Origin of the sequence: Bacillus sp. ISL-41 (genome assembly GCF_018613235.1) — a bacterium.
Lineage (GTDB): Bacteria > Bacillota > Bacilli > Bacillales > Cytobacillaceae > Mesobacillus.
Window position 1 is genome coordinate 84,449 of the sequence record NZ_JAGGQP010000023.1, and the last position, 24,679, is coordinate 109,127.

Annotated in this window: 31 protein-coding genes; 20 read left to right on the forward strand and 11 right to left on the reverse strand. The window is 42.3% G+C overall.

Translation table 11 applies throughout. The annotated features are described in order from the left end of the window. Positions 1-11: 11 nt before the first annotated feature. Both J7I80_RS11125 and J7I80_RS11130 read right to left on the reverse strand, forming a co-directional pair. Complete coding sequence (locus tag J7I80_RS11125; RefSeq protein ID WP_214738433.1) at positions 12-434, reverse strand: DUF1801 domain-containing protein; 423 nt, start codon at positions 432-434, stop codon at positions 12-14. A gap of 31 nt (positions 435-465) precedes the next feature. After that, entirely contained in the window at positions 466-837 is a 372-nt protein-coding gene (locus J7I80_RS11130) for a VOC family protein (protein WP_214738434.1), read from the reverse strand. A gap of 228 nt (positions 838-1,065) precedes the next feature. Between J7I80_RS11130 and J7I80_RS11135 the strand changes: the two genes are divergently transcribed. Beyond that, entirely contained in the window at positions 1,066-1,578 is a 513-nt protein-coding gene (locus J7I80_RS11135) for a DoxX family protein (protein WP_214738435.1), read from the forward strand. 45 nt (positions 1,579-1,623) lie between these two features. Here the strand turns inward: J7I80_RS11135 and J7I80_RS11140 are convergent, their stop codons facing one another. After that, positions 1,624-2,595 (reverse strand): phosphotransferase, encoded by a 972-nt coding sequence (locus J7I80_RS11140; protein WP_214738436.1) that lies wholly within the window; start codon positions 2,593-2,595, stop codon positions 1,624-1,626. 753 nt (positions 2,596-3,348) lie between these two features. Next, positions 3,349-4,092 (reverse strand): YhcN/YlaJ family sporulation lipoprotein, encoded by a 744-nt coding sequence (locus tag J7I80_RS11145; protein ID WP_214738437.1) that lies wholly within the window; start codon positions 4,090-4,092, stop codon positions 3,349-3,351. A gap of 382 nt (positions 4,093-4,474) precedes the next feature. Here J7I80_RS11145 and J7I80_RS11150 point away from each other — a divergent pair, with 382 nt between their 5' ends. Beyond that, positions 4,475-4,990, forward strand: a complete 516-nt coding sequence (locus tag J7I80_RS11150) for a DoxX family membrane protein (protein ID WP_214738438.1) — start codon at positions 4,475-4,477, stop codon at positions 4,988-4,990. Between the two features lie 60 nt (positions 4,991-5,050). On the opposite strand, the gene J7I80_RS11155 is transcribed toward J7I80_RS11150, so the two are convergent. The 6 genes from J7I80_RS11155 to J7I80_RS11180 all read right to left on the reverse strand — a co-directional run bounded on the left by J7I80_RS11155 (position 5,051) and on the right by J7I80_RS11180 (position 12,241). Beyond that, a complete protein-coding gene (locus J7I80_RS11155; RefSeq protein WP_214738439.1) occupies positions 5,051-6,445 on the reverse strand; it encodes a sigma-54-dependent transcriptional regulator in 1,395 nt (464 codons plus the stop codon). After that, positions 6,420-8,573, reverse strand: a complete 2,154-nt coding sequence (locus J7I80_RS11160; RefSeq protein WP_214738440.1) for an ATP-binding protein — start codon at positions 8,571-8,573, stop codon at positions 6,420-6,422. The genes J7I80_RS11155 and J7I80_RS11160 overlap by 26 nt, the downstream gene beginning before the upstream one ends. A 279-nt stretch (positions 8,574-8,852) precedes the next feature. After that, entirely contained in the window at positions 8,853-9,773 is a 921-nt protein-coding gene (locus J7I80_RS11165) for an ABC transporter substrate-binding protein (protein WP_214738441.1), read from the reverse strand. Positions 9,774-9,803: 30 nt separating this feature from the next. Next, positions 9,804-10,547, reverse strand: a complete 744-nt coding sequence (locus tag J7I80_RS11170; RefSeq protein ID WP_214738442.1) for an ABC transporter permease — start codon at positions 10,545-10,547, stop codon at positions 9,804-9,806. A 15-nt stretch (positions 10,548-10,562) separates the two neighbouring features. Further along, positions 10,563-11,528 (reverse strand): ABC transporter ATP-binding protein, encoded by a 966-nt coding sequence (locus J7I80_RS11175; protein WP_214738443.1) that lies wholly within the window; start codon positions 11,526-11,528, stop codon positions 10,563-10,565. Between the two features lie 59 nt (positions 11,529-11,587). Further along, entirely contained in the window at positions 11,588-12,241 is a 654-nt protein-coding gene (locus J7I80_RS11180) for an ABC transporter permease (RefSeq protein WP_214738444.1), read from the reverse strand. Positions 12,242-12,582: 341 nt separating this feature from the next. Here J7I80_RS11180 and J7I80_RS23300 point away from each other — a divergent pair, with 341 nt between their 5' ends. From J7I80_RS23300 to J7I80_RS11260, 17 genes are all read left to right on the forward strand, one after another. Continuing rightward, positions 12,583-13,641 carry a GNAT family N-acetyltransferase gene (locus tag J7I80_RS23300; RefSeq protein WP_353050101.1) on the forward strand — a complete coding sequence of 353 codons (1,059 nt, stop codon included), beginning with the start codon at positions 12,583-12,585 and terminating at the stop codon, positions 13,639-13,641. A gap of 150 nt (positions 13,642-13,791) precedes the next feature. Next, positions 13,792-14,238: a DUF5381 family protein gene (locus J7I80_RS11190; RefSeq protein ID WP_214738445.1), complete on the forward strand. Its 447-nt coding sequence runs from the start codon at positions 13,792-13,794 to the stop codon at positions 14,236-14,238. Between the two features lie 35 nt (positions 14,239-14,273). Further along, a complete protein-coding gene (locus J7I80_RS11195; protein WP_214738446.1) occupies positions 14,274-14,900 on the forward strand; it encodes a hypothetical protein in 627 nt (208 codons plus the stop codon). 128 nt (positions 14,901-15,028) lie between these two features. Next, on the forward strand, positions 15,029-15,334 hold the full coding sequence (locus tag J7I80_RS11200; protein WP_214738447.1) for a hypothetical protein: 306 nt from the start codon (positions 15,029-15,031) through the stop codon (positions 15,332-15,334). Positions 15,335-15,512: 178 nt separating this feature from the next. Continuing rightward, the gene (locus J7I80_RS11205; protein WP_214738448.1) at positions 15,513-16,037 is read left to right on the forward strand and encodes a YceI family protein; all 525 of its coding nucleotides are present in this window, start codon (positions 15,513-15,515) and stop codon (positions 16,035-16,037) included. 77 nt (positions 16,038-16,114) lie between these two features. Beyond that, complete coding sequence (locus J7I80_RS11210; protein WP_214738449.1) at positions 16,115-16,258, forward strand: hypothetical protein; 144 nt, start codon at positions 16,115-16,117, stop codon at positions 16,256-16,258. Positions 16,259-16,880: 622 nt separating this feature from the next. Beyond that, complete coding sequence (locus J7I80_RS11215) at positions 16,881-18,068, forward strand: MFS transporter (protein WP_214738450.1); 1,188 nt, start codon at positions 16,881-16,883, stop codon at positions 18,066-18,068. Positions 18,069-18,157: 89 nt separating this feature from the next. Next, a complete protein-coding gene (locus J7I80_RS11220) occupies positions 18,158-19,261 on the forward strand; it encodes an AI-2E family transporter (protein WP_214738451.1) in 1,104 nt (367 codons plus the stop codon). A 150-nt stretch (positions 19,262-19,411) separates the two neighbouring features. After that, on the forward strand, positions 19,412-19,594 hold the full coding sequence (locus tag J7I80_RS11225) for a hypothetical protein (protein ID WP_214738452.1): 183 nt from the start codon (positions 19,412-19,414) through the stop codon (positions 19,592-19,594). A 13-nt stretch (positions 19,595-19,607) separates the two neighbouring features. After that, positions 19,608-19,772, forward strand: a complete 165-nt coding sequence (locus J7I80_RS11230) for a hypothetical protein (protein WP_214738453.1) — start codon at positions 19,608-19,610, stop codon at positions 19,770-19,772. Positions 19,773-19,791: 19 nt separating this feature from the next. Then, a complete protein-coding gene (locus J7I80_RS11235; protein ID WP_214738454.1) occupies positions 19,792-20,181 on the forward strand; it encodes a hypothetical protein in 390 nt (129 codons plus the stop codon). Further along, positions 20,178-20,525: a hypothetical protein gene (locus J7I80_RS11240; protein ID WP_214738455.1), complete on the forward strand. Its 348-nt coding sequence runs from the start codon at positions 20,178-20,180 to the stop codon at positions 20,523-20,525. The genes J7I80_RS11235 and J7I80_RS11240 overlap by 4 nt, the downstream gene beginning before the upstream one ends. 123 nt (positions 20,526-20,648) lie before the next feature. Then, the gene (locus tag J7I80_RS11245) at positions 20,649-20,855 is read left to right on the forward strand and encodes a helix-turn-helix transcriptional regulator (RefSeq protein WP_214738456.1); all 207 of its coding nucleotides are present in this window, start codon (positions 20,649-20,651) and stop codon (positions 20,853-20,855) included. Further along, entirely contained in the window at positions 20,852-21,304 is a 453-nt protein-coding gene (locus J7I80_RS11250) for a hypothetical protein (protein WP_214738457.1), read from the forward strand. The genes J7I80_RS11245 and J7I80_RS11250 overlap by 4 nt, the downstream gene beginning before the upstream one ends. 109 nt (positions 21,305-21,413) lie before the next feature. Further along, positions 21,414-21,548, forward strand: a complete 135-nt coding sequence (locus tag J7I80_RS23485; RefSeq protein ID WP_285289133.1) for a hypothetical protein — start codon at positions 21,414-21,416, stop codon at positions 21,546-21,548. Between the two features lie 346 nt (positions 21,549-21,894). Further along, positions 21,895-22,506, forward strand: coding sequence for a DedA family protein (locus J7I80_RS11255; RefSeq protein WP_214738458.1), 612 nt, complete (start codon positions 21,895-21,897; stop codon positions 22,504-22,506). A 138-nt stretch (positions 22,507-22,644) separates the two neighbouring features. After that, positions 22,645-22,878, forward strand: a complete 234-nt coding sequence (locus J7I80_RS11260) for a hypothetical protein (RefSeq protein WP_214738459.1) — start codon at positions 22,645-22,647, stop codon at positions 22,876-22,878. Positions 22,879-22,911: 33 nt separating this feature from the next. Here the strand turns inward: J7I80_RS11260 and J7I80_RS11265 are convergent, their stop codons facing one another. Further along, positions 22,912-23,919 carry a DUF3231 family protein gene (locus tag J7I80_RS11265; RefSeq protein ID WP_214738460.1) on the reverse strand — a complete coding sequence of 336 codons (1,008 nt, stop codon included), beginning with the start codon at positions 23,917-23,919 and terminating at the stop codon, positions 22,912-22,914. A 259-nt stretch (positions 23,920-24,178) separates the two neighbouring features. Here J7I80_RS11265 and J7I80_RS11270 point away from each other — a divergent pair, with 259 nt between their 5' ends. Further along, a complete protein-coding gene (locus J7I80_RS11270; RefSeq protein ID WP_214738461.1) occupies positions 24,179-24,574 on the forward strand; it encodes a DUF4362 domain-containing protein in 396 nt (131 codons plus the stop codon). The last annotated feature ends 105 nt before the right edge of the window (positions 24,575-24,679 follow it).

Genomic DNA, 24,679 nt, shown 5'->3' on the forward strand with positions numbered 1-24,679 from the left:
TTCATTTCTCCTTATGTAGTGGGATATCTTTCTTTTAAAAAGGTGACTGACTGATTGATTAATGCCTTCAAAACTTCTACATCAATATCAGCTACTTTGTTTATGTACACGCAAGCTTTCCCGGAGGTATGTTTGCCGAATTCTTTAAGCAAAGCCTTTCTTTCTGTATCCCCCGTGGCAAAATACAAGCTGATCTTCGTTTTCCGAGGGGAAAAGCCTACGAGTGGCGCATCTCCTTCGTGACCGGATTCATATTTGTAATGATAGGATCCAAATCCGATGATGCTTGGTCCCCACATTTTCGCAGGGTAACCTGTTGTTTCAGTAAAAATATCCAATAACCTGTAAGCATCCTCACGTTTTTTGGGGCTGTCGACATTTTCAATGAACTCAATGACACTATTATCATTTTCCTTTGTTTTCAGTTCGTACATGGTCAAGCGGTCTCCCCTCATTTTTTATATTTTATCGATGTTGGTCAAAAAGAATCTGATTACCGTCAGGATCTTCAATCATAAAATGGGCCGGTCCTTCTCCGGTCTCATTTGCTTCAGCCAGGAACTTAACGCCTTTTACTTTAAGCTGCTTTTGAAGTTCACGAACATCTGTGAAGCTTTCCAGATTTTCAGCATTCTCGTTCCAACCCGGATTGAAGGTAAGGATATTTTTTTCAAACATCCCCTGGAACAGCCCGATAATGCAATTCTCATTTTTAAGGATCAGCCAATTTTGATTGATGTCTCCGCCAAGGGCTTGAAACCCTAGATTCTCGTAAAAATTTTTTGAAGCAGCAATGTCTTTTACAGTTAAGCTTACAGAAAATGCACCGAGTTTCATCCTTTTTACCATCCTTTTAGGTAGAATATTCTGATATTTAATTTCTAGTATAGACAAGCATCCTGGAATTTACAATGAACCGCCAATATTGAGAAGAACACCTCTGTCATAATTCGTTCAAAGCTTTTCAACAGAATTGTGACTAATGTCACAACGCAGTCTCTTTTTGAGCAGAATCTGATATCTTAATAGTGTAATAATAATAAAAAACTTATTGGAGTGAGGAACATGTTTGCAAAGTGGTTAAGAGAAAACAATGTTGCTGCTGGTCTATTGGCTGTTATTAGAATATGGCTAGGATATAACTGGATGACTGCTGGATGGGGTAAATTGACTGGAGGTTTCGACGCTTCTGGTTACTTGAAAAATGCTGTCGCGAATCCGGTAAAAGGTCCAGACGGAAACGCAGTTTATGGATGGTACGTGAACTTCCTTGAAAGCTTCGCGATTCCGAACATCGAATTGTTCAACTTCATCGTTCCGCTTGGAGAATTCCTGGTAGGACTTGGTTTGATCCTTGGAACACTGACAACGGCTGCGATGTTCTTCGGCCTGGTGATGAACTTCAGCTTCTTCCTGGCAGGAACTGTATCTCACAACCCAACAGACATCTTCTTCGGCTTCATCATCCTGTTCGCAGGCTACAATGCAGGTAAATATGGTTTAGACCGCTGGGTCGTACCATTCATCCGCAAAACTGTTTTCAAACGCGGTGAGGAAGTCACACGCAATGCTGCTTAACTTGATAAATATAATTTGGCAGCCGGGAATTACCGGCTGCCATTTTTATATTCCAGAAAACAAATCCTCCAAACGATCCCAATGGTCCGCTATCCAGCCATTTTCTTCGCGAAAACGTTTGAGGGGAGTGGAGTCTCCAGGTTTCTCGACACGAAGCCATTCCGCTTCTCGCCACCAGGTCAGTTTTATGGAACGGACTAGTTTTTCAGGCGGCAAGGGTTTGAACTCGCGATATCCGCGGACTAATGCTGAAACACACTCAAGACACATTTTATTGTCATGAATGCAGCAGGAGAGAATAGGCCTGGAAATATCGAAATCGGTATAAACAACATTCATCCGGTCAAAATCAAGAATGGCTGAAACCGCGTTTTCGGTAAATAAAAGGTTATCCGCAAATAAGTCCCAATGGGCCCAGCCTATTTCACATTCAGAAAATAAATCCGTGTCATTCTGATCGAGAATCTTTTTTTGCGTTTCCAATCTCTTAATTGTTTTGCCGCAACCCAAAGCAATGGCTTCCTTCCATCGATTACTCCAGTTTTCCAGCATTTCTGGTTTGGAAAGAATATCCCAATGCAGCGGTTCTAATGCTATATTTTCCTCGAGCAGTACATGCATGTTCCCGATGATCTTCCCGAGACTGTACATTTGTGATGGATTTGCGCTGCCGGGGGGAAGGGTGAAGCCTTTATTGAACCCCATCAAAACGAATCGGTCACCGCCCTCAGTATTCAAGATGAATTTTCCGTTGTGTGAAAATAACTCAGGACAAGGGAGACCTTCATCAATCAATTTGTTTTGAATTTGAAGCGCTTTTTCCAGTCCTGGAATCCTGTGGTCAGGATATCTTTGCTTATTATATTGCTTTACAAATAAATCGCCAGCATCCGTTTTTATCTGCCACTTTAAGTTCTTAAACCCTAAATAAATTTGATTATAGGCCTGGATTTCGATTCTAAATAAACGGCTGATGGTTTCGAAGATTTCCTCTTGTATTTCAGTGTGAACGATCATTATAATCTCCCTTAGTATCGATTTTAGCTATATTCGAGAGGTGAGAGAGGAAATCCTGTTTTGCACAAAATAAAAAAGCATAGGAATGAAATCAAATGCCTCAGTGTTGATACTCTTAAGAATAATACCTATGGTTATGCATTTTAAGGGGCGAAACGCACCCTTATGCAGAGGTAAAACGGCATATAAGGGCACATTTTAGGATGTAAATGCACCCTTATGCAGAGGTAAAGCAACATATAAGGGCACATTTAGGTTGAAAATGCACCCTTATGCAGAGGTGAAACGGCATATAAGGGTACATTTAGGTTGAAAATGCACCCTTATGCAGAGGTAAAACGGCATATAAGGGCACATTTAGGTTATAAACGCACCCTTATGCAGAGGTAAAGCGGCATATAAGGTTACATTTAGGTTGAAAATGTACCCTTATGCAAAGGTAAAGCAACATATAAGGGCACATTTAGGTTATAAATGCACCCTTATGCAATGGTAAAGCAACATATAAGGGCACATTTAGGTTGTAAATGTACCCTTATGCAGAGGTAAAGCGGCATATAAGGGCACATTTAGGCTGTAAATGCACCCTTATGCAAAGGTAAAGCGGCATATAAGGGTACATTTAGGTTGAAAATGCACCCTTATGCAGAGGTAAAACGGCATATAAGGGCACATTTAGGCTGCAAATGCACCCTTATGCAGAGGTAAAACGGCCATATAAGGGCACATTTAGGCTGTAAATGCTTTCAAGTGCTATCTTCCAAAGAACCCGTCCATTGCCTCACGGAAGTCTTCGAACATGCCGTCCCTGTTTCTGTCGGTGCGGATGTCATCGGCGAATGTTCCCATTCTGTCGTATGCGTTACGGTCAACCGAAACGTACACATTGTCGATTCTGTTATTCGCCTGGCGCACTCTTTGTTCGATTTGCTGCTCCAGCTGGCTCTTATTACCGTTCATTGTATTACCAGCTGCGTTTCCATTCATGTCTGTATTGCCAATTCCATTCATGTTTCCATTGCCGTTATCATTCCCGTTGCCAAAAATATTGTTGCCATTTGTGTTTCCAGCGTTTTGGTGGTCGCCATTTCCTGCGTCACCTTTGCCGTCAATGATTCCATCATTTCCTGCACGGTTGTTGTCACCCTGGTCAACTCGTCCATTCTCGGCAAAAGTCCTGCCGTTGCCATCCAATGCATCATTGACTGAAGCATTCCCATTATTTTCGCCATTGTTGTCTGCGAGTCTAACAGCTACGTATGCATTGTTTTCCGAGATAATGACTCGTGCGTCGTCTACTTCCGGCATCTGTTCTACCTGGCGCTCTGCACGATCAGCCAGCTGGAGCCTGGTTCCTTCGGTAGCTGGTCCGCGCTGAACCTGGGAGATTTCTACTTGCTGTTCGCCGTTATCGTCGGCAGCATTGTTATTCGCTCCGCAGCCAGTCAAACCGAATGAAATTGCAGCACATCCTGCTAAAATGAATGACTTTTTCACTTTATTCACTCCTTCTTTTGTTGTTATTCGTCCTTATGATGGCTTGAAATTGGCGCAGTATGCAGGGAGATAAATTTTTTTTGGAAAAAAAGCCATTCCATTGAAGATCCTTGCTGGTCTCCTGCCAGTTAACTTTAGAGTTTCTTGATAGGGAGGACGTCCAATACCCCTTAATAAGGTCGAATTCCAATAACAAATCTAGTGTTAATTCGATGGAGAGCCTTTATTAGTATGCTTTTAAAGCCTGGATTTTTGTGTTGTCACCATTCGTTCAAAACATTTCAACAGAATTGTGAATTCATTCACAAATAACCCTATTCTCGAGATATATTTGATATCTTATAAGTGTACTAATACTAATTAACTTATTGGAGTGAGGAAGATGATTGCAAAGTGGTTAAGAGAAAATAATGTTGCTGCTGGTATCTTGACTGTCATTAGGGTATGGCTTGGATACAACTGGATGACTGCAGGATGGGGCAAATTGACTGGTGAAGGCTTTGACGCTTCTGGATATTTAAATAATGCGGTGGCAAACCCTGTTAAAGGTCCAGATGGAAACGCAGTTTATGGGTGGTATGTGAACTTCCTTGAAAGCTTTGCGATCCCGAACGTCGATATTTTCAATACTATTGTGCCTTTAGGGGAATTCCTTGTTGGTCTTGGTTTGCTCCTTGGTACACTGACTACTGCTGCTATGTTCTTCGGCCTGGTAATGAACTTCAGCTTCTTCCTGGCTGGTACAGTATCTCACAACCCAACTGACATCTTCTTCGGATTCATCATCCTTGCTGCAGGTTTCAACGCAGGTAAATACGGCTTAGACCGCTGGGTGGTACCATTCATCCGCAAAACAGTTTTCAAGCGCGGAGAAGAAGTCACACGCAACGCTGCTTAACTTGAATTAAATCCCCCTTTAAAATAAATTGGCTGCCGGGAATGGATCCCGGCAGCTTTTTTATAGGTCATTTTTATTTCTGAGGATTTTGTATTTTCTTATCTTGTACAAGAGACCTTGCCTTGTTATGCCGAGTGCTTCGGCAGCGCGTGCCTGGTTGCCGTTTTCACTTGTCAAAGCGGTTTCAATCACTTCTTTTTCAACCTTTTCCAGATGTTCTGGCAAAGAAAAGTCTTCAGTCAGGTCAATAGGAACATCAGAAGTTTCAACCTCTTTTGTTGAAAAATGGTTCTGGATCTCCTCAGGGAAATCCTCGAGCATCAGTTGTCCTGAGCGGGAGAGGACGGTTGCCCTGGACAAGGCATTTTGCAATTCGCGGATATTGCCTGGCCATGGATAGGAAGTGAGTTTTGTTAAAAGGTGTTTGGAAATCGAATAGCTGCGGTTATGTTCTTCTTCAAACTGTGCCAGAAATTGTTCGACGAGCAAGGGGATGTCTTCGATGCGCTCCCGCAATGGAGGCAATTTAATCCCGATGATATTTAAGCGGTAATACAAGTCTTCACGAAACTCGCCGTTCTGGACCATTTCCCATAAATTTCGGTTGGTGGCAGCAATGATACGTACGTCTGAATAAACTTCTCTGGCCGTCCCGAGCGGTGTAAAGGTTTTGTCCTGGGTAAACTGCAGGAGCTTTGCCTGCACATCCAGGGAGATTTCACCGATTTCATCCAGAAAAAGAGTGCCTTTGTCGGCAGCGGCGCATTTGCCCTCCTGGGATCGGACAGCGCCGGTAAAAGCGCCTTTTTCGTAGCCGAATAACTCACTTTCCAACAGGTTTGAGGGGATGGCGGCGCAATTGACTTTTATGAATGGACCTAACTTCCGGGTGCTCTCGAGATGCACAGCATGAGCTCCGCGCGATTTACCAGTCCCGCTTTCTCCTTCAAGCATGATGGTGATATCCTGCTTGGCGACTCTTTCGATTAACGAGTAGACCTCCTGCATTTTTGGGCTTTTGCCAATCATCCCATGAAGGTCATATTTTTGCTGAACAGCCTGTTTTAACTCTTTGTTTTCTTTTTTCAAATGTTTCATTTCAAATGCCCGTTTAATGACGACTTTTAGTTCATCAGCCTTGATGGGTTTTGTTAAGTAGTCGTAAGCTCCCATTTTCATCGCTTTGACTGCATCCTCGATATCTCCGTAGGCAGTACAAGGAATAAAAACAGTTTCAGGGAAAGTTGGCGCCCATTTTTCCAGCAGCTTCAGCCCAGTCGTATCAGGCAGAAGGAAATCGAGCAAAACAAGGTCAATGTTCTCGCTCTCCATAAGATTTTCAGCGTTTTTGCCTGTTTCCGCTTCGATGACGGCATACCCTTCCTTCTGTAAGGTCAGCCTGGTCAGGCGGCGGAATTTTTCATTATCTTCAACTAACAAGATTGTTTTTTTCATAGTGATCGCCTTTCTCATGCTTTTTCAATGAAATCAGGAAGGAAGTTCCTTCGCCCATTTCACTTTCTACCTCGATATGGCCGTTATGGGAAGAAATAATGTCATGGGTAATCCATAAGCCCAGCCCGGTACCTTCTTGTTTGGTAGAAAAGAATGGATTGAAAATACGCTTGATTTTTTGCTGGGGGATACCGATTCCATCATCTTTTATCGCTATTTCAATATTATCACTATTTGCTCTTTTCATCGAAACGGTGATTTGGCCATGATGGGAAACTGCCTCTATACTATTGATAAAAAGATTGATGAGAGCCTGAATCATCTGGTTTCTGTCACCTTTAACAAAGTAATCCTCACCCTCAGCTTCAAGAGTGGCATGAATCTGCTTTTTCCTGAATTGATGGGATAAAAGCTGCAGCGTTTCAGAGGCGACTGTCTTCATGCTGAAAACAGATTCGTCCTTTTTGTTTTCCCGGCTGAATTGAAGGAACCGTCTAACGAGATGGTCAAGGCGCTGTATTTCATCCTGAATATCCTTGGCCGCTTCGGAAATGATTTCAGCGGAAGCCGCCTCACTTTCACTGGCAGCTGTCATTTCCTTTATTTCGCTGGCGATTAAATCACTCGCAAGCTGGACGGTTCCAAGCGGATTTTTTACCTCGTGAGCAAGTCCGGCGGTCATCTGACCAATTGCAACCAGCTGTTCTGAACGTTGAATATGGGTTTCAAGCTGTCGCACCTTAGTCACATCCCAAAAAGTGATCAGTACCCCAATGACTTGGTCTTTTTCATCTAATAACGGTGAACTGGACTGCTTGATGATTTTCTTTCCCCATTCATTTTCAAAGGTGAAGTCATCTTCAAGGCCGTCAAATTTCCTTGAAACATGCTTGCACTGCTCAAAATGATTTCTGAAAGAAAGCGGCAGGGCAGAGACCGATTTTCCAATGATCGTTTCGTTCTTTATATTCAATAGATCCCCGGCCGTTGTATTCATTGAACTGATGAAGCCTTCTGGATTGATAGCAAGGACACCGAAAGGGAAGGATTCCAGGATCAGCTGCAAATGGCGCTCGTGTGACTTTAAGCTTTCAGCCATATATTTCATGGTGCTGGACAATGTCTGGATCTCATCCTCTTTCTCAAGTACAGGAACAAACCACTCACCGCCCTTTGCATAGCTTGCTGCTTCCTGGGTAAGAGCTTTGATCGGCTTAATGATCCAGCGGATACCGAATATAAGCAAGGTCAACGCCGCTAAAAAGATCAGGATAAAGCCTTTCCATAAGATATCTTTCAAGGAATCGATGACGGCGTTTGCTTCTGACAGCGGGATAGAAGTGGCTGTATAAAATGGCAGCCGGTCGACAGGGTTATAAGCAACAAGGGATTCTTCGCCCCAGAGTTCACCCCTGTAAACCCCGGTCCTGTCCAAAAAGGCCTCTCGCGAAAATGGATACTCGTTAAGCAGGTTGCCTGATTTACTAAAATCGTTCGTATCGAACAAAACTTTTCCTTCCCGGTTAAAAAGGAAACTGTGGCCCAAATCACCGATCACATTTTGCTTGAAGTATTTCTGCAAATACACGAGACTTACATAAGCAATCAGCCCGCCATCAACTTCCGCTGCTTCGTCAGCCTGGAAAGGCACGATAATCATTAGTGTTGGCTCACCATTCATTTTTGAAATCGAGTCAGCGACAAACGAGCTGCGCCGCCATTTCAGTTCAGCATACAAGTCGGCTTCGGCGGAATTCAGCTTGGAATCACTTTCGATAAAAGGAGCTTTATAGACGATTCTTTCCTTCTCATCATTCACAATCTGGATTCTTTTAAAAAAAGGATCATTCACGACGAGATTGGTCAGTATTCCTTCTAATTTGCCCGTCTCTTCAGCCTGATTTTCAACGATATTCTCCAGCAGCTGGATCTTCAGGTTGAATAGGTCACTCGTCTTGTCGGACATGACCCTTGTCACCTGGATCGCCTGATTCTCAGTCTGACTTTTTATGATATCTCTTGAAGAAGTTGCAGCGAGAATGAATATGATCAGTAGAGGAATAAAAATGATGATGGTAGTAAGATATAGAAACCTTTTGGTTAATCGTGATGGATAAAGTCTTTTCATATCGATTTCACCTTTCTGACAGCATGCCTCCATCGTAAAAAGAAAGAGGCGGGGATGCTTATAATCTATTACCTTTATACCATACTATTGAATGGCTATGGCCGGTACCCCTGAGGAAGGAAGAAGTTAGTATTTTTCCAGACGGATGTTTAATTTTTCTATAAGTCACTGTCTGAACCTGGTATGCGAAAATAAGCAAGGGATCATAACTCAAGAAGGGGTATCCTCAACCATTTTAAAAAGGAGGAAACCATGGCTGATTTCCTCCCGAAAAACTTATTACTCTTCAATTAAGCCGTTTTCTGTCAGCCATTTTCTGGCAACCTCTGTTTCACTTTTTTCTTCAATATCGACTTGATAGTTAAGGTCCGTCATTGTTTCTGTGTTGATTTTTTCAGCTAAAGGCTTCAGAAGCTCTTCTAATTCAGGATACTTTTCAAGTGTTTTTTCATGAACGGTGATTCCGGCATTGTAAGCAGGGAAGAAGCTCTTGTCATCTTCAAGGTTTACGAGATTGAAAGCTTTGATACGGCTATCTGTTGAGAAGCCTGTTGCCACATCAACCTGTCCGTCTCTCAGTGCCTGATAAAACAGGCCAACGTCCATCTTTTTGATGTTGGAAGAACCAAATTTAAATCCATAGGCTTTCTCTACACCTTTAATTCCATCTGGTCGCGTCGCGAATTCAGCATCTGCACCTAAAGACAATTTGTTGCCATCATTCATGTAAGCTGCTAAATCGCTGATTGATTCAATGCCGAGTTCTTTTGCTTTTTCTTCTCTCATCATCAATGTGTACGTATTGTTTAACGGTGCTTGTTCAAGCCACACAAGGCCGTTCTCTTTGTCAACTTCCTTTACTTTTTCATAGGCTTCCACTGAATCGGAAAGAGGGTCAAGCTTGTTATAGTTTACGAGGCTTGTACCTGTATATTCCCAGTAAAGGTCTACCTGTTTATTCTCCAATGCCTGGCGGACAACCTGGCTTGCCATATTGTTTTTCTCCTCAACCTCAAAGCCATTCTCCTTTAAATAGATGGCAAGGATTTTTGAAAGGACGAATTGTTCCGTGAAGTTTTTTGCACCGACGACAACCTTTTTGTCTGAAGCAGAAGCGGATGTGTCTTCTTCACTGCTGCAAGCGGATAGCAGTGAAACCATTAAAGCGATGATTAAGGTAAATGATAAAATCTTTTTCATTTTGTTTTCCCCCTAAAAAATTTGTTCTCATTAATCTGAAACTGTTACTGATTGTCTTAACCCTTTAGAAATAACCAGTTTTTCGATGAGCCTGACCAATTGGTCGGCCAATAGAGCAAGCAAAGTAACCGGGATGGCTCCGGATAGGAGATAAGAGTTATCCCTCATCATGATTCCGGTGAAAATCCAGTCGCCCAGTCCGCCTCCGCCTACCAGATAGGCTAAGGCAGCCGTTCCGATGTTGATCACCACAGCTGTCCGGATGCCTGCCATGATCGGGTAGGCTGCGTTAGGCAGCTCAATTTTCAGAAGAATTTGAGCCGGTGTATAGCCGATGCCTTTCGCTGCATCCAGCAAGTCCGGATCAATCGATTTAATCCCGGCTACAGTATTCCGTAGAATCGGCAGCAAGGAATAAAGAAACAGAGCAAAGACTGCCGGCTTAAAACCGATTCCCATCCAGGTCATCGCCAATGCCAGAATTGCAAGGCTCGGAATCGTCTGCCCGAGATTGGCTGTATTCATAAACAGCCATTGAAGCTTTTGGAATTTTGGCCTCGTAACCAAGATCCCCATCGGAATCGCAAGCAGTATTGCCAGCAGCGAGGACAGGAGCACCATGTTGATATGCTGCTTCAATAAAAAGATAAATCCTTCTGAATCATCGATAATCAGCTGATAATACCCTGATTTGAATGACCAGGCGAAGAAGCTCCCTACAAGGGTGAAGAGGATCAGCTTGATGACAAAAGATACAAAACGTTTATTCTTCATGCTTTTTCTCCCCCGTTACTTAATATGCTGATGCAAATAGGCCTCTACATCATCAATTTGCATCGCACCAACAAGCTTGTTGTTTGCCTGGACGACAAGCTGGTCGGCTTCCTGGTTGAGCAGGATGGATAAGGCATCCCGCAGGTTCGTTTCAACTGAAATTGTCTTTTTGTTGGCTTTCTCCGGCCCGTCCAGTTTTCGCAGCATCCGTTCTGAAATCAAATCCTTTACGGTATGAAGACTCAAACTCTTCAACGCGCGGTCCTTGCCGACGAATTCACGGACGAAATCATTCTTGGGATGAGCAAGCAGCTCGCTTGGAGAATCATATTGCATCAGTTTTCCTTCTTTGAAAATCGCAATTCCGTCACCCATTTTGATGGCTTCATCAATATCATGGCTGACAAAAAGAATCGTCTTTTTTACTTCTTTCTGAATTTGCAAAAACTCATTTTGAATTCGAGTACGGATGACGGGATCCAATGCCCCGAATGGTTCATCCATTAACATGACAGGCGGGTCTGCAGCCATCGCACGGGCAATCCCGACTCTTTGCTGCTGTCCTCCTGAAAGCTCATGTGGATAACGCTTCCGGTATTCATCCGGATTCAGGCCGACCAGATCCATTAAGTATTTATACCTGTCTGCTTTCTTTTTCCGGTCCCATCCAATTAAATTAGGAACAGCCATCACATTATCTTCAATCGTCATATTAGGGAACAGGCCGTTATGCTGGATGACATAGCCGATATTCCTTCTAAGCTCAATGTCATTCAAGGAATTCACATCTGTTCCATTGACTAAAATTTTTCCGTCGGTGATCGATTCCAGTCTGTTTACCATTCTCAGTGTTGTCGTCTTTCCGCAGCCTGATGGCCCCAGGAAAACGACGATATTGCCTTCAGGTACATCAAAGCTTACATTATCGACAGCCTTCACCTTATCGCCGTACACTTTGGTGACTTGATCAAACTTAATCATACTTTCACCCCATCTTACTTCTTTTTATTGTGGCCGTTTTCGCATTGATTAAAGAGCCTTTATTGTTGAAAACCTTTTGGAGTCATACGCTTTTGGAGAATCCCCAACAGTCCGTCGGTCACAATCGCCAGGATGGAAATGGCAATCGCTCCTGCCAGTACCATTGTGGTATTCGATCTTGAAATCCCCTGGTTGATCAATACACCAAGGCCGCCAGCCCCGATAAACGCTGCAATTGCGCCGATTCCGATATTCATGACCACGGCCTGCCTGACTCCTGCCATAATGATAGGAAGGGCATTTGGAATCTCAACACGCAGTAGACGCTGCATCGTACTCATTCCCAGCCCAATGGCGGCATCACGAATATTGGGATCGACATTATTGATGGCTACATATGTATTACGGATGATCGGCAGCTGCGAATATAAAATAAGTGCGATTACCGCTGGCACAAAGCCAATGCCCTGGTTGATGACCGACAGAATCGGGATCATGATTCCAAAAAGCGCGATACTCGGAATCGTCATGATAATATTCGCAACCTGGAGAACTGTCTCAGCCAGCTCTTCGTTCGTTGTCAGATAAATCCCAAGCGGAAGTCCAATTGCGATGGCAATCAAAACGGACAATCCTACAAGCTGTAAATGCTCCGCACTATACGTCCAAATCGAAGCCTGGTTTTCTATTATGTAGTTCAATAAATCATTCATCTTTTTACACCTCCTTCAAAATGACTAGTACAAATATATTAGTTGCAAGAAGCGTGCCAACTTTTAAAAAGGACGCAAAAAAGCGCCTGAACCCGCATCTTTCAATGGGTCAAGCGCTTTGTTAATTTATTAGGGTATTAGTAGAATTTTGTACAAGAGCAAAGAATTTTTACATTGCTGTCAAAAAATTTTTACATAAAAGTGAGATTTTCTACATATCTAGTTCATTACCACAATAGAAGGAGGATAAACCTGTAGTTCAAGAAAAAGGAGTGAAAGGGTGTTTCATAGAATAAAATGTACAAGCAATAAGAGAATCAGGGATTTGGAGAGTGCTAAAAGTGCAAAATATACATAAACCATGGATCAAACTGCAGGAATATATCGATGCCGGAGATTATGAAGCTATTAACGGACTTCAGGACCGTTGCAATTCAGTGGATCAAACGGCACTTAAGCTGGAGCTTGATTATAAGCTTGGTGTCAACGATGACAACAGGAATGGCGTCGAGGATATAAATGAGTTCATGTACTTTGATGGGGAAGAGCTGATTGGCTATGTGGGGATTTGCAGCTTTGGCGGTCCTTGGGAAGTGAACGGAATGGTGGATCCGGATTATCGGCGCCAGGGTGTTTTCACTAAATTGTTTGAGCTTGCCATGGCTGAATGGAAGCGCCGGGATTCTGGCAGCATGCTGTTGCTGAGTGACCGCAACTCGGAATCGGGGCAGAAGTTCATCGCTGGTGTTGGTGCGCAATACAAGCATTCGGAATATGAGATGTTTTTGAAAAAAGATGCCCCTGCGGCCACTCCGGATCAGTTGGAAGGGATTGTTTTCAGAAAAGCGACGAACGCGGACGCGCACGAGATTGCACGGCAGAACGTGATTTATTTTAACGATGAAGTGGAAATCAATTCAGAAGACATGATTTTATCAGAGGAAGACGAAATCAGTTCAGAAGAGATCATTTTGCCTGAGGAAGAGGAATTCAGTTCAGAAGACATGATTTTGCCTGAGGAAGAGGAATTCAGTTCAGAAGAGAACATTTTGCCAGAGGAAGGGGAATTCAGATCAGAAGACATGATCTTGCCTGAGGAAGAGGAAAGGCGAGGGATGACTTCTTATCTTGTTGAAAAAGACGGGCAAATCATCGGGAAAGTGAATCTGCAGCTGACAACGAAGCTCGGTGCCATTTTTGGTCTGGGTGTGTTGCCGGAGCATCGCCGGAAAGGTTACGGCAGGGCGCTTCTTTTGCTGGCCATTGAAAAACTGAAGGAAGCAAATGCAAAAGAAATCATGCTGCAGGTTGCCGCTGAAAACTCGAATGCGCTTAACCTTTATAAGTCGTGCGGTTTTGAAGAGACGTCTACGATGGATTATTTTGAGCTGAGATCGTGAAAGGATCCGCCTTCGAAATGGAGGCGGATCTTTTTTTACCGGTATATTGCAGGAGTGATAATGATATAATTCAGTGGTGGTAAATTTTTGAAAATAGTAATTTTAGAGTTTATAATCTTCCTATAATGTCTGTGGAAAAAGGTGGTAGAAATGAAAGTAGTGATGAAAAGGAAGAGGCTGATTGTGAAATTTTTAGGGTCAGCGGTTTTTGCGATTCCGGGTTTGCTGGCGCTGCTGTATGGAATCCTTAATATTGATTTGATCTGGTTAGCCGTGGGCTTCGGGTGCATGTTCTTTTTGCCCATTTTCATCCGTGCGGCGATTTATTTTATCAAACCGAAAGTGGTTTTTACCGTTGAGGATGGGCTGATCAAATCAGACCAGCAGGCGGTCGAGATCGAGGCCCTTAAAGGGTTTTACCATTTCTGGAGAGGGTCAACCAGTTACCTGGGATTGGTGAAAAAGGATGATACGAATGTGGAAATAGAGCTTTTTAACATGGTGGAGGAAGAAGACTACGCAGATGAATTGAAGGAATATATCCCGAGAGTCAACCCGAATTGGGAGGATGCAGAAGAAGTGGATGTTAAGTTTTAAAATGTAGAAAGGGATTCGAAACGGAGGTGTATCCTATGAAAAATTTTAAAACATCAGCCCTGATCATTTTAGTGGTCATCACAGCGATTGCTCTTTTGGATAATGCGAGAACAGCCGACTCGGCGGCGAAGCTTGAGGCGAATCAAAATCGACTGGAAAAGAAGGTTGCCAGTTTAGAAGAAGAAATCGAAAAACGGTCAAGGGTGGAGGCTGAATTGAAAAACGAAAGTGATACTCTGGCCGTCAATCTTGCAAACCTGGAAGAGGAAGTCGCTGCATCACAATTTTCTGTTCGGTATCAGGATTTCTTGGATGCGATCGATGTCGTTGAGACCTATAAAGCCGCGGGAGATTTTAAAGAAGTCATTGACTTAATGGCCCTTAAAGAATTATCAGGTTTTAGTACCAGTGATAAGGAGCTCAATTGCCCGTGCAGTTTTTCCTTCAAAAATAGTAATCTTGATTGGAGTCCTGGAGTGGTTCTGAATCTTAGCGAATTTAGTATTGAAAAAGGAAGAATTCTTCTTACATATTTTACAGTCGAGGATCTGGAAAATAACTATCAATTCGTCTTGACCAGGAGTGAAGGCTTTTACGATATGACTGAAAAGTGGAGGATCGAGGATATTAGGCTATTGGTAAAGGAGGGATCCCCATTATAAAATTCGATAAACGGTTTCTCCCATTAGTGATGTATTTTTTATTGGTGACCTTGCTTTTACTTTTTACGGTGCAAACGAACTTTAATTTGCCGGGGGTTCATTATCAGTTCAATCAGGATAATATGACGATGACAGTTGAAAAAGGGATGTGGACTAGGCAGGTGGATGAAAGGCAGGTTACTGCTCAGGAAGCGCTTGAAATAATGCTGCCGCTTAATGAGGCAAATCAGCTTTGGAAGATCAATATATATCTAATCCCGCTATTTGTTGCTGCTTTTATCGCTTTAGTTTATTCGCCCTTCAGACCAAAGCGGCATTTTAAATGGTATGTATTTTTATATTTTACACTCCTTATGGGATTCGTAGTTTGGGACATCGCTGTACACCGGGAAATTACAGAGGAGATTGCCAAAGTTCTGAATGGTTTAGAGTAAGTTCGGGCCTGATAGTACTGCGTTCATTCTGTAAAAAATAAATATCAGAAAAGTCTATTGACAGTAAAGTCGGATTCATGATAAATTTATCTCGAATTAAAAATAATTGATTTTGAGATTTATTTTTTTAAGATAATATCTCGAATTCGAGATAAAAACAAAACAGGGGGATTATAGAATGACTAAATTTGCAGTAGATCAGGCGCACTCAGCAGTAGGATTTGAAGTGAAACACATGATGGTATCAAAGGTGAAGGGACAATTCGGATCATATACAGCTGACGTTGAAGCAGCAGACCTGACAGATTTAACAACAGCTTCAATCGCATTCAAAATTGATGTAGCAAGCATCGACACACGTAACGAAGATCGCGAAAACCACTTGAAATCAGCAGACTTCTTTGACGTGGAAAACTATCCAACAATCGATTTCAAATCCACAAGCATCACTCGCGATGGCGATGATTACAAAGTAACTGGCGACCTGACAATCAAAGATGTAACAAAGCCAGTCACATTCGACGTGGAATACGGCGGCAAAGGCACAAACCCATGGGGCGTGGAAGTTTACGGATTCGAAGCAGCAGCAAAAGTAAACCGCGAAGAATTTGGCCTTACATGGAATGCTCCACTAGAAACAGGCGGCGTTCTAGTCGGCAAAGACATCAAGATCAAAGTAGAACTGGAAGTGAATCCAGCTTAATTTTATTTAGTGTAACCGCTCGAGGGGGCAAAAGACCTCGGGCGGTTTTTTTGATTTGTTTTGGGGGACGGGGGACGTTGATCGGGATTGTGACAGATTTGGATGCTGAGGGTGAAAAGCTGTCAAGAAAAAGAGGTAATCATGTAATCATGACAGGTTTGGGTGCTGAGGGTGAAAAGCTGTCAAGAAAAGAAGGTAATCGTGACAGGTTTGGGTGCTGAGGGTGAAAAGCTGTCAAGAAAAAGAGGTAATTGTGACAGGTTTGGGTGCTGAGGATGAAAAGCTGTCAAGAAAAAAGGGTAATCGTGACAGGTTTGGGTGCTGAGGGGGAAAAGCTGTCAAGAAAAGAAGGTAATCGTGACAGGTTTAAGTGCTGAGGGGGAAAAGCTGTCAAGAAAAGAAGGTAATCGTGACAGGTTTGGGTGGTGAGGGTGAAAAGCTGTCAAGAAAAAGAGGTAATCGTGACAGGTTTGGGTGCTGAGGGTGAAAAGCTGTCACGAAAAAGAGGTAATCGTGACAGGTTTGAGTGCTGAGGGTTAAAAGCTGTCAAGAAAAGAAGGAAATCGGGACAGGTTTGAGTGCTGAGGGTAAAAAGCTGTCAAGAAAAGAAGGAAATCGTGACAGGTTTGTTGCCAAATGGAGAAAAGCTGTCAAAAGAAAGCCGAACTTCAGCCAGGTTTGGCATCAAACGGAGAAAAGCTGTCAGAAGAAAGAGTAGAACCTAATCCAAATCCCCCTAGCCACCAGCTTATATAAAATGGGGCTGAAAACTCATCTTGTTTATATTCGGAAAATTCGGTATTTTATTGATAAAGGAAGTTACCATGTTAAGAAGGTGATTAGATGACTCGTCTATTGTGGACTTTATCGATAGCTCAATTTCTGGCGATGCAGGTGTGGTTTAACTTTTCAGCGGTTATGCCTGTTGTTGAAAAAGAATGGGGCCTATCCCCGACGGAATCGGGGATTATCGTTGCGTTTTTTCATATAGGCTATGTGGCGGCGGTGTTTTTTTACAGTTTTTTGAGTGATCGTTATAATCCGAAGTACTCGTTTATGTATGGGGCGCTGATCGCTGGGGTTTCTGGTGTGCTCTTCAGTGTATTGGCACAAGGATTTTGGTCGGCTTTATTACTGAGATTTATTTCAGGTATTGGGATTGCGGGTATTTATGTCCCAGGGATGAAAATTGTTGCCCAAACATCGAGCGATAGAACACGGGGTGCGGCGCTGGGGCTTTTTGTTGGGTCGCTTGTCGTTGGCTCGGGATTTTCGCTGCTTGTCTCTGGGTTATTCATTAACCTGGTCGGCTGGAAGGGTGTCATTTTCATCACTTCGTGTTCGGCAATTCTGGCATCCGCGTTAATTCATTTTTCCACCATACCTGAAAACATCCATATTCATAACCAGCGTTTGAGTATGTCACTTTTAAAACGTGTGCTCACCAAAAGAAATCTGCTGGTGAACATCAGCTACACTGGCCACTGTTGGGAACTGTATGCGATGTGGGCATGGATTGGCCCTTTTATGGTGTATTACTTTCAGGCGCATGAGGTCAGCAATGCCATTTCTGTTGGCAATTTTATCGGAGCGTTTGTGGTGATGATTGGCGGCATTGCCAGTTTTATAGGGGGAAGAATGTCGGATACCTTCGGCCGGCTAAAATCAATAAAGCTATTTATTTATATTAGCATTTGCTGTTCATTGGTGATTGGCTGGCTGACGCCTGCGAGCATGTGGATTTTGCTTCCGATTGTTTTCATATATGGATTTACGATTATTGCTGATTCACCGATCTATAACACGATGATCACAGAAATATCCGATCCCGAAATAACCGGCATTGCATTAGGGATCCAGTCCGTTTTAGGGTTCAGTGCTACGATTTTTTCACCGATGATTTTTGGCATTCTGCTTGATTACTTCAATTGGGGTGTTGCTTTTACGACCATTGGTGCAATGACAATCATCACGCCAATTTGCATTTCGTTTTTAAGGAAGTGGCTGAGTGAGGATGTAAAGGTCGCATGAACGGTATTTCTGGTCTGAAAAAGATTATCTTTTAACCCGGAATTTTGGTATAATTTTACCAAAATAACCTAAAGCAAGAGGTACATACTTTGACTAAATCTAAACTGCAGTTTTGGCTGATTCAAATTTTGCTTATAGCCACGATCATTTATGTTTCTACAAAAATCTCGTTTATGTTTGAGCCGATCGGGATTTTCATCTCAACAGTGTTCTTTCCGATTCTGATTACTGGATTCCTCTATTTCCTGCTGAATCCGGTGGTGGACTTCCTGGAACGCAAGAAACTTCCTCGGGTACTCGCCATATTGATTATTTATGTTGTGTTTGGCGCCCTTCTTGTTCTGGCGATTGGGAATCTGGTTCCGGCGGTTTCCAAGCAGGCAACGGAGCTTGCGAATGATCTGCCTGTTTTTGCTGACAAGACGACGGAGTATTTTTACGATGTTGTTCAGTCCTCAGAGTTTAAAAGCTTTAGGGATGAGCAGCGTGAAATGATTGATACGGTGCAGGAGCGCGTAATTGAGTATGCAAATACGATACCGACCAAACTGACGAATGGGCTCAGGGGCTTTTTGGGCATCGTCACCAATATCGCGATCATCCTTGTTACCGTCCCATTTTTATTGTTTTACATGTTCAAGGACGGGCACAGGTTCCCGCTGGCTGTTTCCAAGTTTATTCCGAAAGATTACCGGGATGAAGGGCTTAAAATCCTGAAAGAAACGGGCGAAACACTGGCGGCATACATCCAGGGCCAGGTAACGGTTGCCCTGGCGGTTGGGACGCTGGCGTTTATCGGGTATCTCATCATTGATTTACGCTATGCCTTGATTCTGGCGTTAATCGTCGCTTTCACCAACATCATCCCGTATGTCGGGCCGATTATTGGCGGAGCGCCTGCAGTGCTGGTTGGTCTCTTTGATTCCCCGACAAAAGCTTTGCTGGTAGTCGTCGTCATCCTTGTGGCCCAGCAAATTGAAGGGAATTTGCTGTCTCCTTTGATTCTTGGTAAGACACTGGACACCCATCCGGCAACGATCATCATTATTTTACTGGCGGCCGGAAATCTGGCTGGCGTTCTGGGAATGGTGTTAGCCGTTCCAACTTATGCCGTCACAAAAACAATCGTCTTAAACCTTGTCCGGTTCTTAAGAGCACGGAAACGGGCAACAATTACCACCGAGGCAACATAAACTAACATGAGTATCCTGGATTAGTCTTTGGGCGATAGAGCTTTCTTTAAAGCTGCTATCGCTTTTTTTATACAGATGCAGTGAATTTCGCAAGGAAAACAGAGATCCAGATTACATACAAAATCGCGCGACTAAAGGGAGGTCATCAACATGTCCAAGGAAAAAAGAGAGCAATTGAAATCCAAGGAACAGCAGAAGAATCCTGGGGCGGCATTGAACAATGGCTGGGCACGGGCCATGACGGGGTCACCAGGCAGTGGCTGTTTGGTAAATGTTGTTTCGATTTTGATTGTAGTTGGTTTTTTTCTACTAATAAGAGCGTGCTCACAGTAAGGGGGGAAATAGCATGAGAGGAATATTGAGTTTCATTTTGTTACTGATCGGCAGTCTTTTTTTGGGAATCACTGTTGAGGGTTCAATTGTCGGCACAAGCATAGTGAAAGGAATAGGGGCATTATGCATGATTGGATTTTGGAGGTTATTTCCTTACCGGAAACGTGACTTATATTAAAACAGAAGGGAGGATGGGTATGAAATTGAGATTATTGTTACCCTTTGTACTTATTTCAGTTGTAACCGGCTGCAATATTACGACCACAACGGAGGAAGATTTTATTTACTCCTATGAGATGGATTCGATTGAAGAGGAAGACAAGGATGCAATCCAAAGTTGGCTGAACCAGCAGGACCAAACACCAATAAGTACCTACGAGATCCATGACGAGAGTAACGGTCGCTATTTCTATTATGCACATTCAAGTAAGTTCAGCGAAGTCGAGGTAACGCAAAAGGGCGATGCGATTAAAATGATGTTCAGGAATGAAAAGACAAATGGTTCAGGTCAAGATGCCTTTGTTAAAATAAAATTCAACCCAGATATCATTAAGAATTTTGTGTTGGATTCGGAGGAGATCGAATGAAGAAAAGGAAGTGGCTGCTATCATTGGCACCTATTATGATTGCCGCAGTAATAGCAATCAGTCTGAAGCCGAATGAAGCTGATTTTGCGATTTGGATGGAAGATACCTATGAAGTGAAGTGCCTTGATGAGCTTTGTGACGTCTTTCAATTAGAAACAGGTAACGAAAAAATCGTCATGCAATCAGTGCAAGGCGGCTTTTCACCCGGGATTTTTGTGACAAGGATGCACAAAACCTATCGAAATCTTGATGACGCTTCTTTTCATTTAGAGCTTAAAGCATCTGGTTTCCTGGAGAACATAACGATTCAAAAAGAAACGATGCAAGGAATGCGTAAAAGGTAAATGATGCTTTCCGATTATGGAAAAGCATTTTTTTAAAAGTAGATGTAAGGTTTACTTGACACTCGAAGGGGATGATTGTAATTTATATGTAAGGTTAACCTTACACAGGAAGAGGAATCTATCATGAAAAACAAAGTCAAACACTTAAGGGAGCAATTCGGTTTAACGCAAGCGCAGCTTGGCCAGAAGGTGAATGTGTCACGGCAGGCGATCAATGCGATAGAAAAAAACAAGTTCGATCCTTCCATCTGGCTGGCCTATGATTTAGCAAAACTTTTCAATATGAGCATTGAGGAATTATTCGAGTTTGAGGAGAGTGAGCGAAAGTGAGTATACTGAGACATCCGGTGATCAATATTCTTTTCATTAGTTTCATGTCTGCTATTTATTCATTCATTTTTATTTTTACAGCCGGCCATATGGAATTCATCAGCATACTTTCACATGGGAAAACGCTGGACTCGGGTTTTTGGAACGGGTGGTCTGACTTTTTAAAAGCAGGGAATATGAAATTCGTTGGCTATCTGATTATCGGATTAACCGCTCTGATTATCGTATTTATTTTTTTAAAAAGGACGAAGGAATACGATGAATATCAAGTGAGTATTTTAGCAAAAAGCTTGTTTGTCGCCGGTTTTTTATCAATCATGATGGTCCCGTTCCTTATGATCATGCTGTTAAGCGACCCGAACTACAGCACCGAAACGATTCTTTTATTTGCCACGATCCAATGGTTGGGTGTTCTGGTTTCCTATTTGTATTTTGTTATTCGTTCTTAAGTTTTTTTCCAAATGCTCTTTTCCTTACTTATGCCTCTGGTAACTGTACATAATATTCGGGGGAAGTCCTTTTTCCTATCATGATAAACGGACAATGGAGGGCGATGAAATGAGCGGAACCAAAGAGGAACTTAAGGAACAGCTTAGTGTACTAACAGCTCGCAGGGATCGGATGCAAAAGAATCTTTACGAAGTCGAGAAGGAAATCGCGGAAATCACCAATAAGCTGGCTAAGATGAAGTAAAGCGTCACCAATAAGCTAGCCAAGATGAATTAAAGCTGACACAAGATGGAAGCTTATAAAATCAGGTGAAGGGAACGTCCGGGGTGCTCCTAAGTATTTGTTGACAAGCTATGAATACGCATTTAATATTTACTTAATAATTGAATACTCCTAAAGGGGAGTAGCTTTTACAACAAGGTCGTCATTACGGAGTTCCTGACTCTCGGCTTTGTTGGCAACCATTGTTGTTAGCAAGACCTTTACCCTATTTGTGGTAAAGGTCTTTTTTGTCTGAAAAACCTTTGCCAGCTAGATGGTAAAGGTTTTTTCTTTTTTTGAATGACCATTAAAACTTAAGGAGAATGACATGGAAAAATGGTTAATCGGGATAATGGAGGAATTTGGCTATGCAGGGGTTATGTTTCTGATTGCACTTGAAAACATCTTTCCTCCAATACCATCCGAAGTTATTCTAACTTTTGCTGGATTTATGACTGCTTCAACGGATCTTAGCATTGCGGGCGTGGTCCTTTCTTCCACCGCAGGCTCGCTGTTGGGGGCTGTATTGCTATATGGACTAGGGCTGCAGATGGGTGTGGAAAAGTTAGAGAAAATCGTTGATAGGTGGGGGCATCTTCTCCGTGTAACGAAAAAGGATATTTACAAGGCGGATTCCTGGTTTGATCGATATGGGGCATGGACCGTGTTATTCTGCCGTGTTATTCCATTGCTTCGGAGTCTGATCTCTATTCCAGCTGGTATATCAGAGATGAAGTTTAGAACATTCCTGCTGTTTACAACAATTGGAACATTCATTTGGAATTCAATCCTGGTTTACTTAGGTGCAACGGTCGGCGCTTCCTGGGAGGAGATTGTGAAGTATATAGATGTCTACTCAAGGTTTATTTATATAGTGCTATTGCTGTTATTAATCGGAATTATATTTATGTTAGTTTTTAGGGGGAAAAGGATACGCTAACAGCTTTCTAGGATTTTTCTATATGGCCGATTGGAGGAATATACCACTTTTTTGTTGAATTTAAAGAAGCAAGGAGGAACGTTAGCAGATCAATAAAATTAACCAGTTGCTAATCCTTGGATCATAAGGAGGCCTTTGATGAATTTTAATCGTTCTCGGTTGGTATGGTTTATAGGTATTCCTTTATTCTTATTTTTCCTTGGTGTGTTCTATGTGGAGGTATCAGTTTATTCCATTTTGCCTCCAGATCAGGGCGGAATGAGTTTTTGGACCGAATTGAAGAATGTCTGGTATCGTTCTGTATCGTTTTATGCGATGGTCCTGATTGTGTCCCTTATGTTTTATTTTTATTTAATGCATAAACGAAGATAAAAACGTCCCTCCATTTACAGAAGGACGTTGAAGTTAATCGATTCCATTTGCGAGTTCTTTTCGATTAGGAGCAAGCGGGGGCTGTTCCAGCCATTTATTTTTTTGCATAATATTGAACCATTTCTTTGTCACCATTAAATTTTTGAGAATGATGCTTTCATACGTAGTGATCAGATCGGTCCGCATGGCGGATGCCAAACCAGTACCGTGATAAACTTGGGCCGCTTGAAATAGGAAGCCAGTATGATACATCATCAGCTTGTCAGAAAAAGGGGATTCCGTCGATGTTGTGACTTCTGTTTCCCATGACCGTGGAGTTGGCAAACTATCTTCATGCATAATTTTAGAAAAAGATTGTATTTGCTGGTCAGCCGTTTTTTCTGAATCAGAAAAAAACTTTCTCACTTCTTTTGAGTGTGCTACTTGACTGAAGGCAATAGACAGCGTTTTAGCCATAATACTCTTTTTTAGGTTGAAGGAAATACTTATAATCTCTGTGGCAGATAAACTTCTTCCTTTTCCGAAAATCCCATCTGTAAAATCTTCGCTGACAATAAATTCAGGTTTTTTGGCAGGATAAAATAAAGGATCTCTTTGAAAACTGCCTTTCTCAAGTAATAGTTCAATTGTCTGGTGGTACATTTTTTTCCCGTCGTTATCACATGAATCGTAAAAATCCCGTAAGTCTTTTCTTACAGAAACTCCCAGGGCAGTGACATGTCCAATCAAGCCATGCAGTGTCATTATATGTAAATAATTCAAGCAAAAGATGTCGGAGAACAACCTTTTTGCACCTTTATTGATATCCGCTTCACTAAATCCTACGGGAACCGGAAACCCTTCATTCTCTAAGAATGTAACCATTTGGTTCTTTTGTCGTTGGAACGTCGAAATGGCATCCTCGAAAATGGCCTTGATCTCTTCATCTTCAATAATTGTAAACATATATTTATTCACTGCATCAATCATGGTCCCGTTTACATATTCGCCCCACAAGGTTCCTATTTCAGAAGAAGTAAGCTGTATTTTTTCCATATCCATATTTCACCTCCCAGGTATTATTTCCTCTTATAGAAAAAATATGAATATGCTGGGCACTTAATATTGCTGCTTTTTTGACAGCGTATTAACTCTAGTTCCTGACAGATATCAAAAAAATTAAGGTTTTTTGAAGAGATTATAGTTGTATTGGAAGCAGATTGAGGTCGGCCTGCTGGCTTGCTCCAGAAGTTTGCACCTCTAAATTTGGGATCATATATCTATTGGTGGAATAACGGAAAAAACTGGAGGGAAATTGTAAATGAAGAAAATGATTTTGTTGATGTTAGTTCTTCTCCTTATATCAGGCTGCAGTTATCAGCCTTCGGATGAAGATATTGTGGATAGCCACGGTGAAATAACGAACCTTGAGAAGTTTATGAAGTTCATCGGGAATGTAAAGGAAGGCAAGGAAGATAAAATTAGAGTTGTGCGATATACAATCGAGGGAGATCCCATTTTGCACGACCTCGAATTCGATGGGGAAATCATCACCTCAAAAGTTGATAGTACTAGAGATGAGTTCGGCTCTGGGAAGGTTAGTACGGCAACTTGCCAATCAATTGAAGTGATCGAAACACATGAAAAAACAGAATACACCTTATCAGGCTGCGATAAAACGAATAGAGACAACAGTATACTCGTATTCTGGAAATAAGCATGCTGTTTCAGGTTTTTTGCATACTTTGAATGTGTGTTCCAGGCTTTATTGGCGAAAAAATAGATTTACTGGCGATTTCCCGCAACTTATTGGCAAAAAATG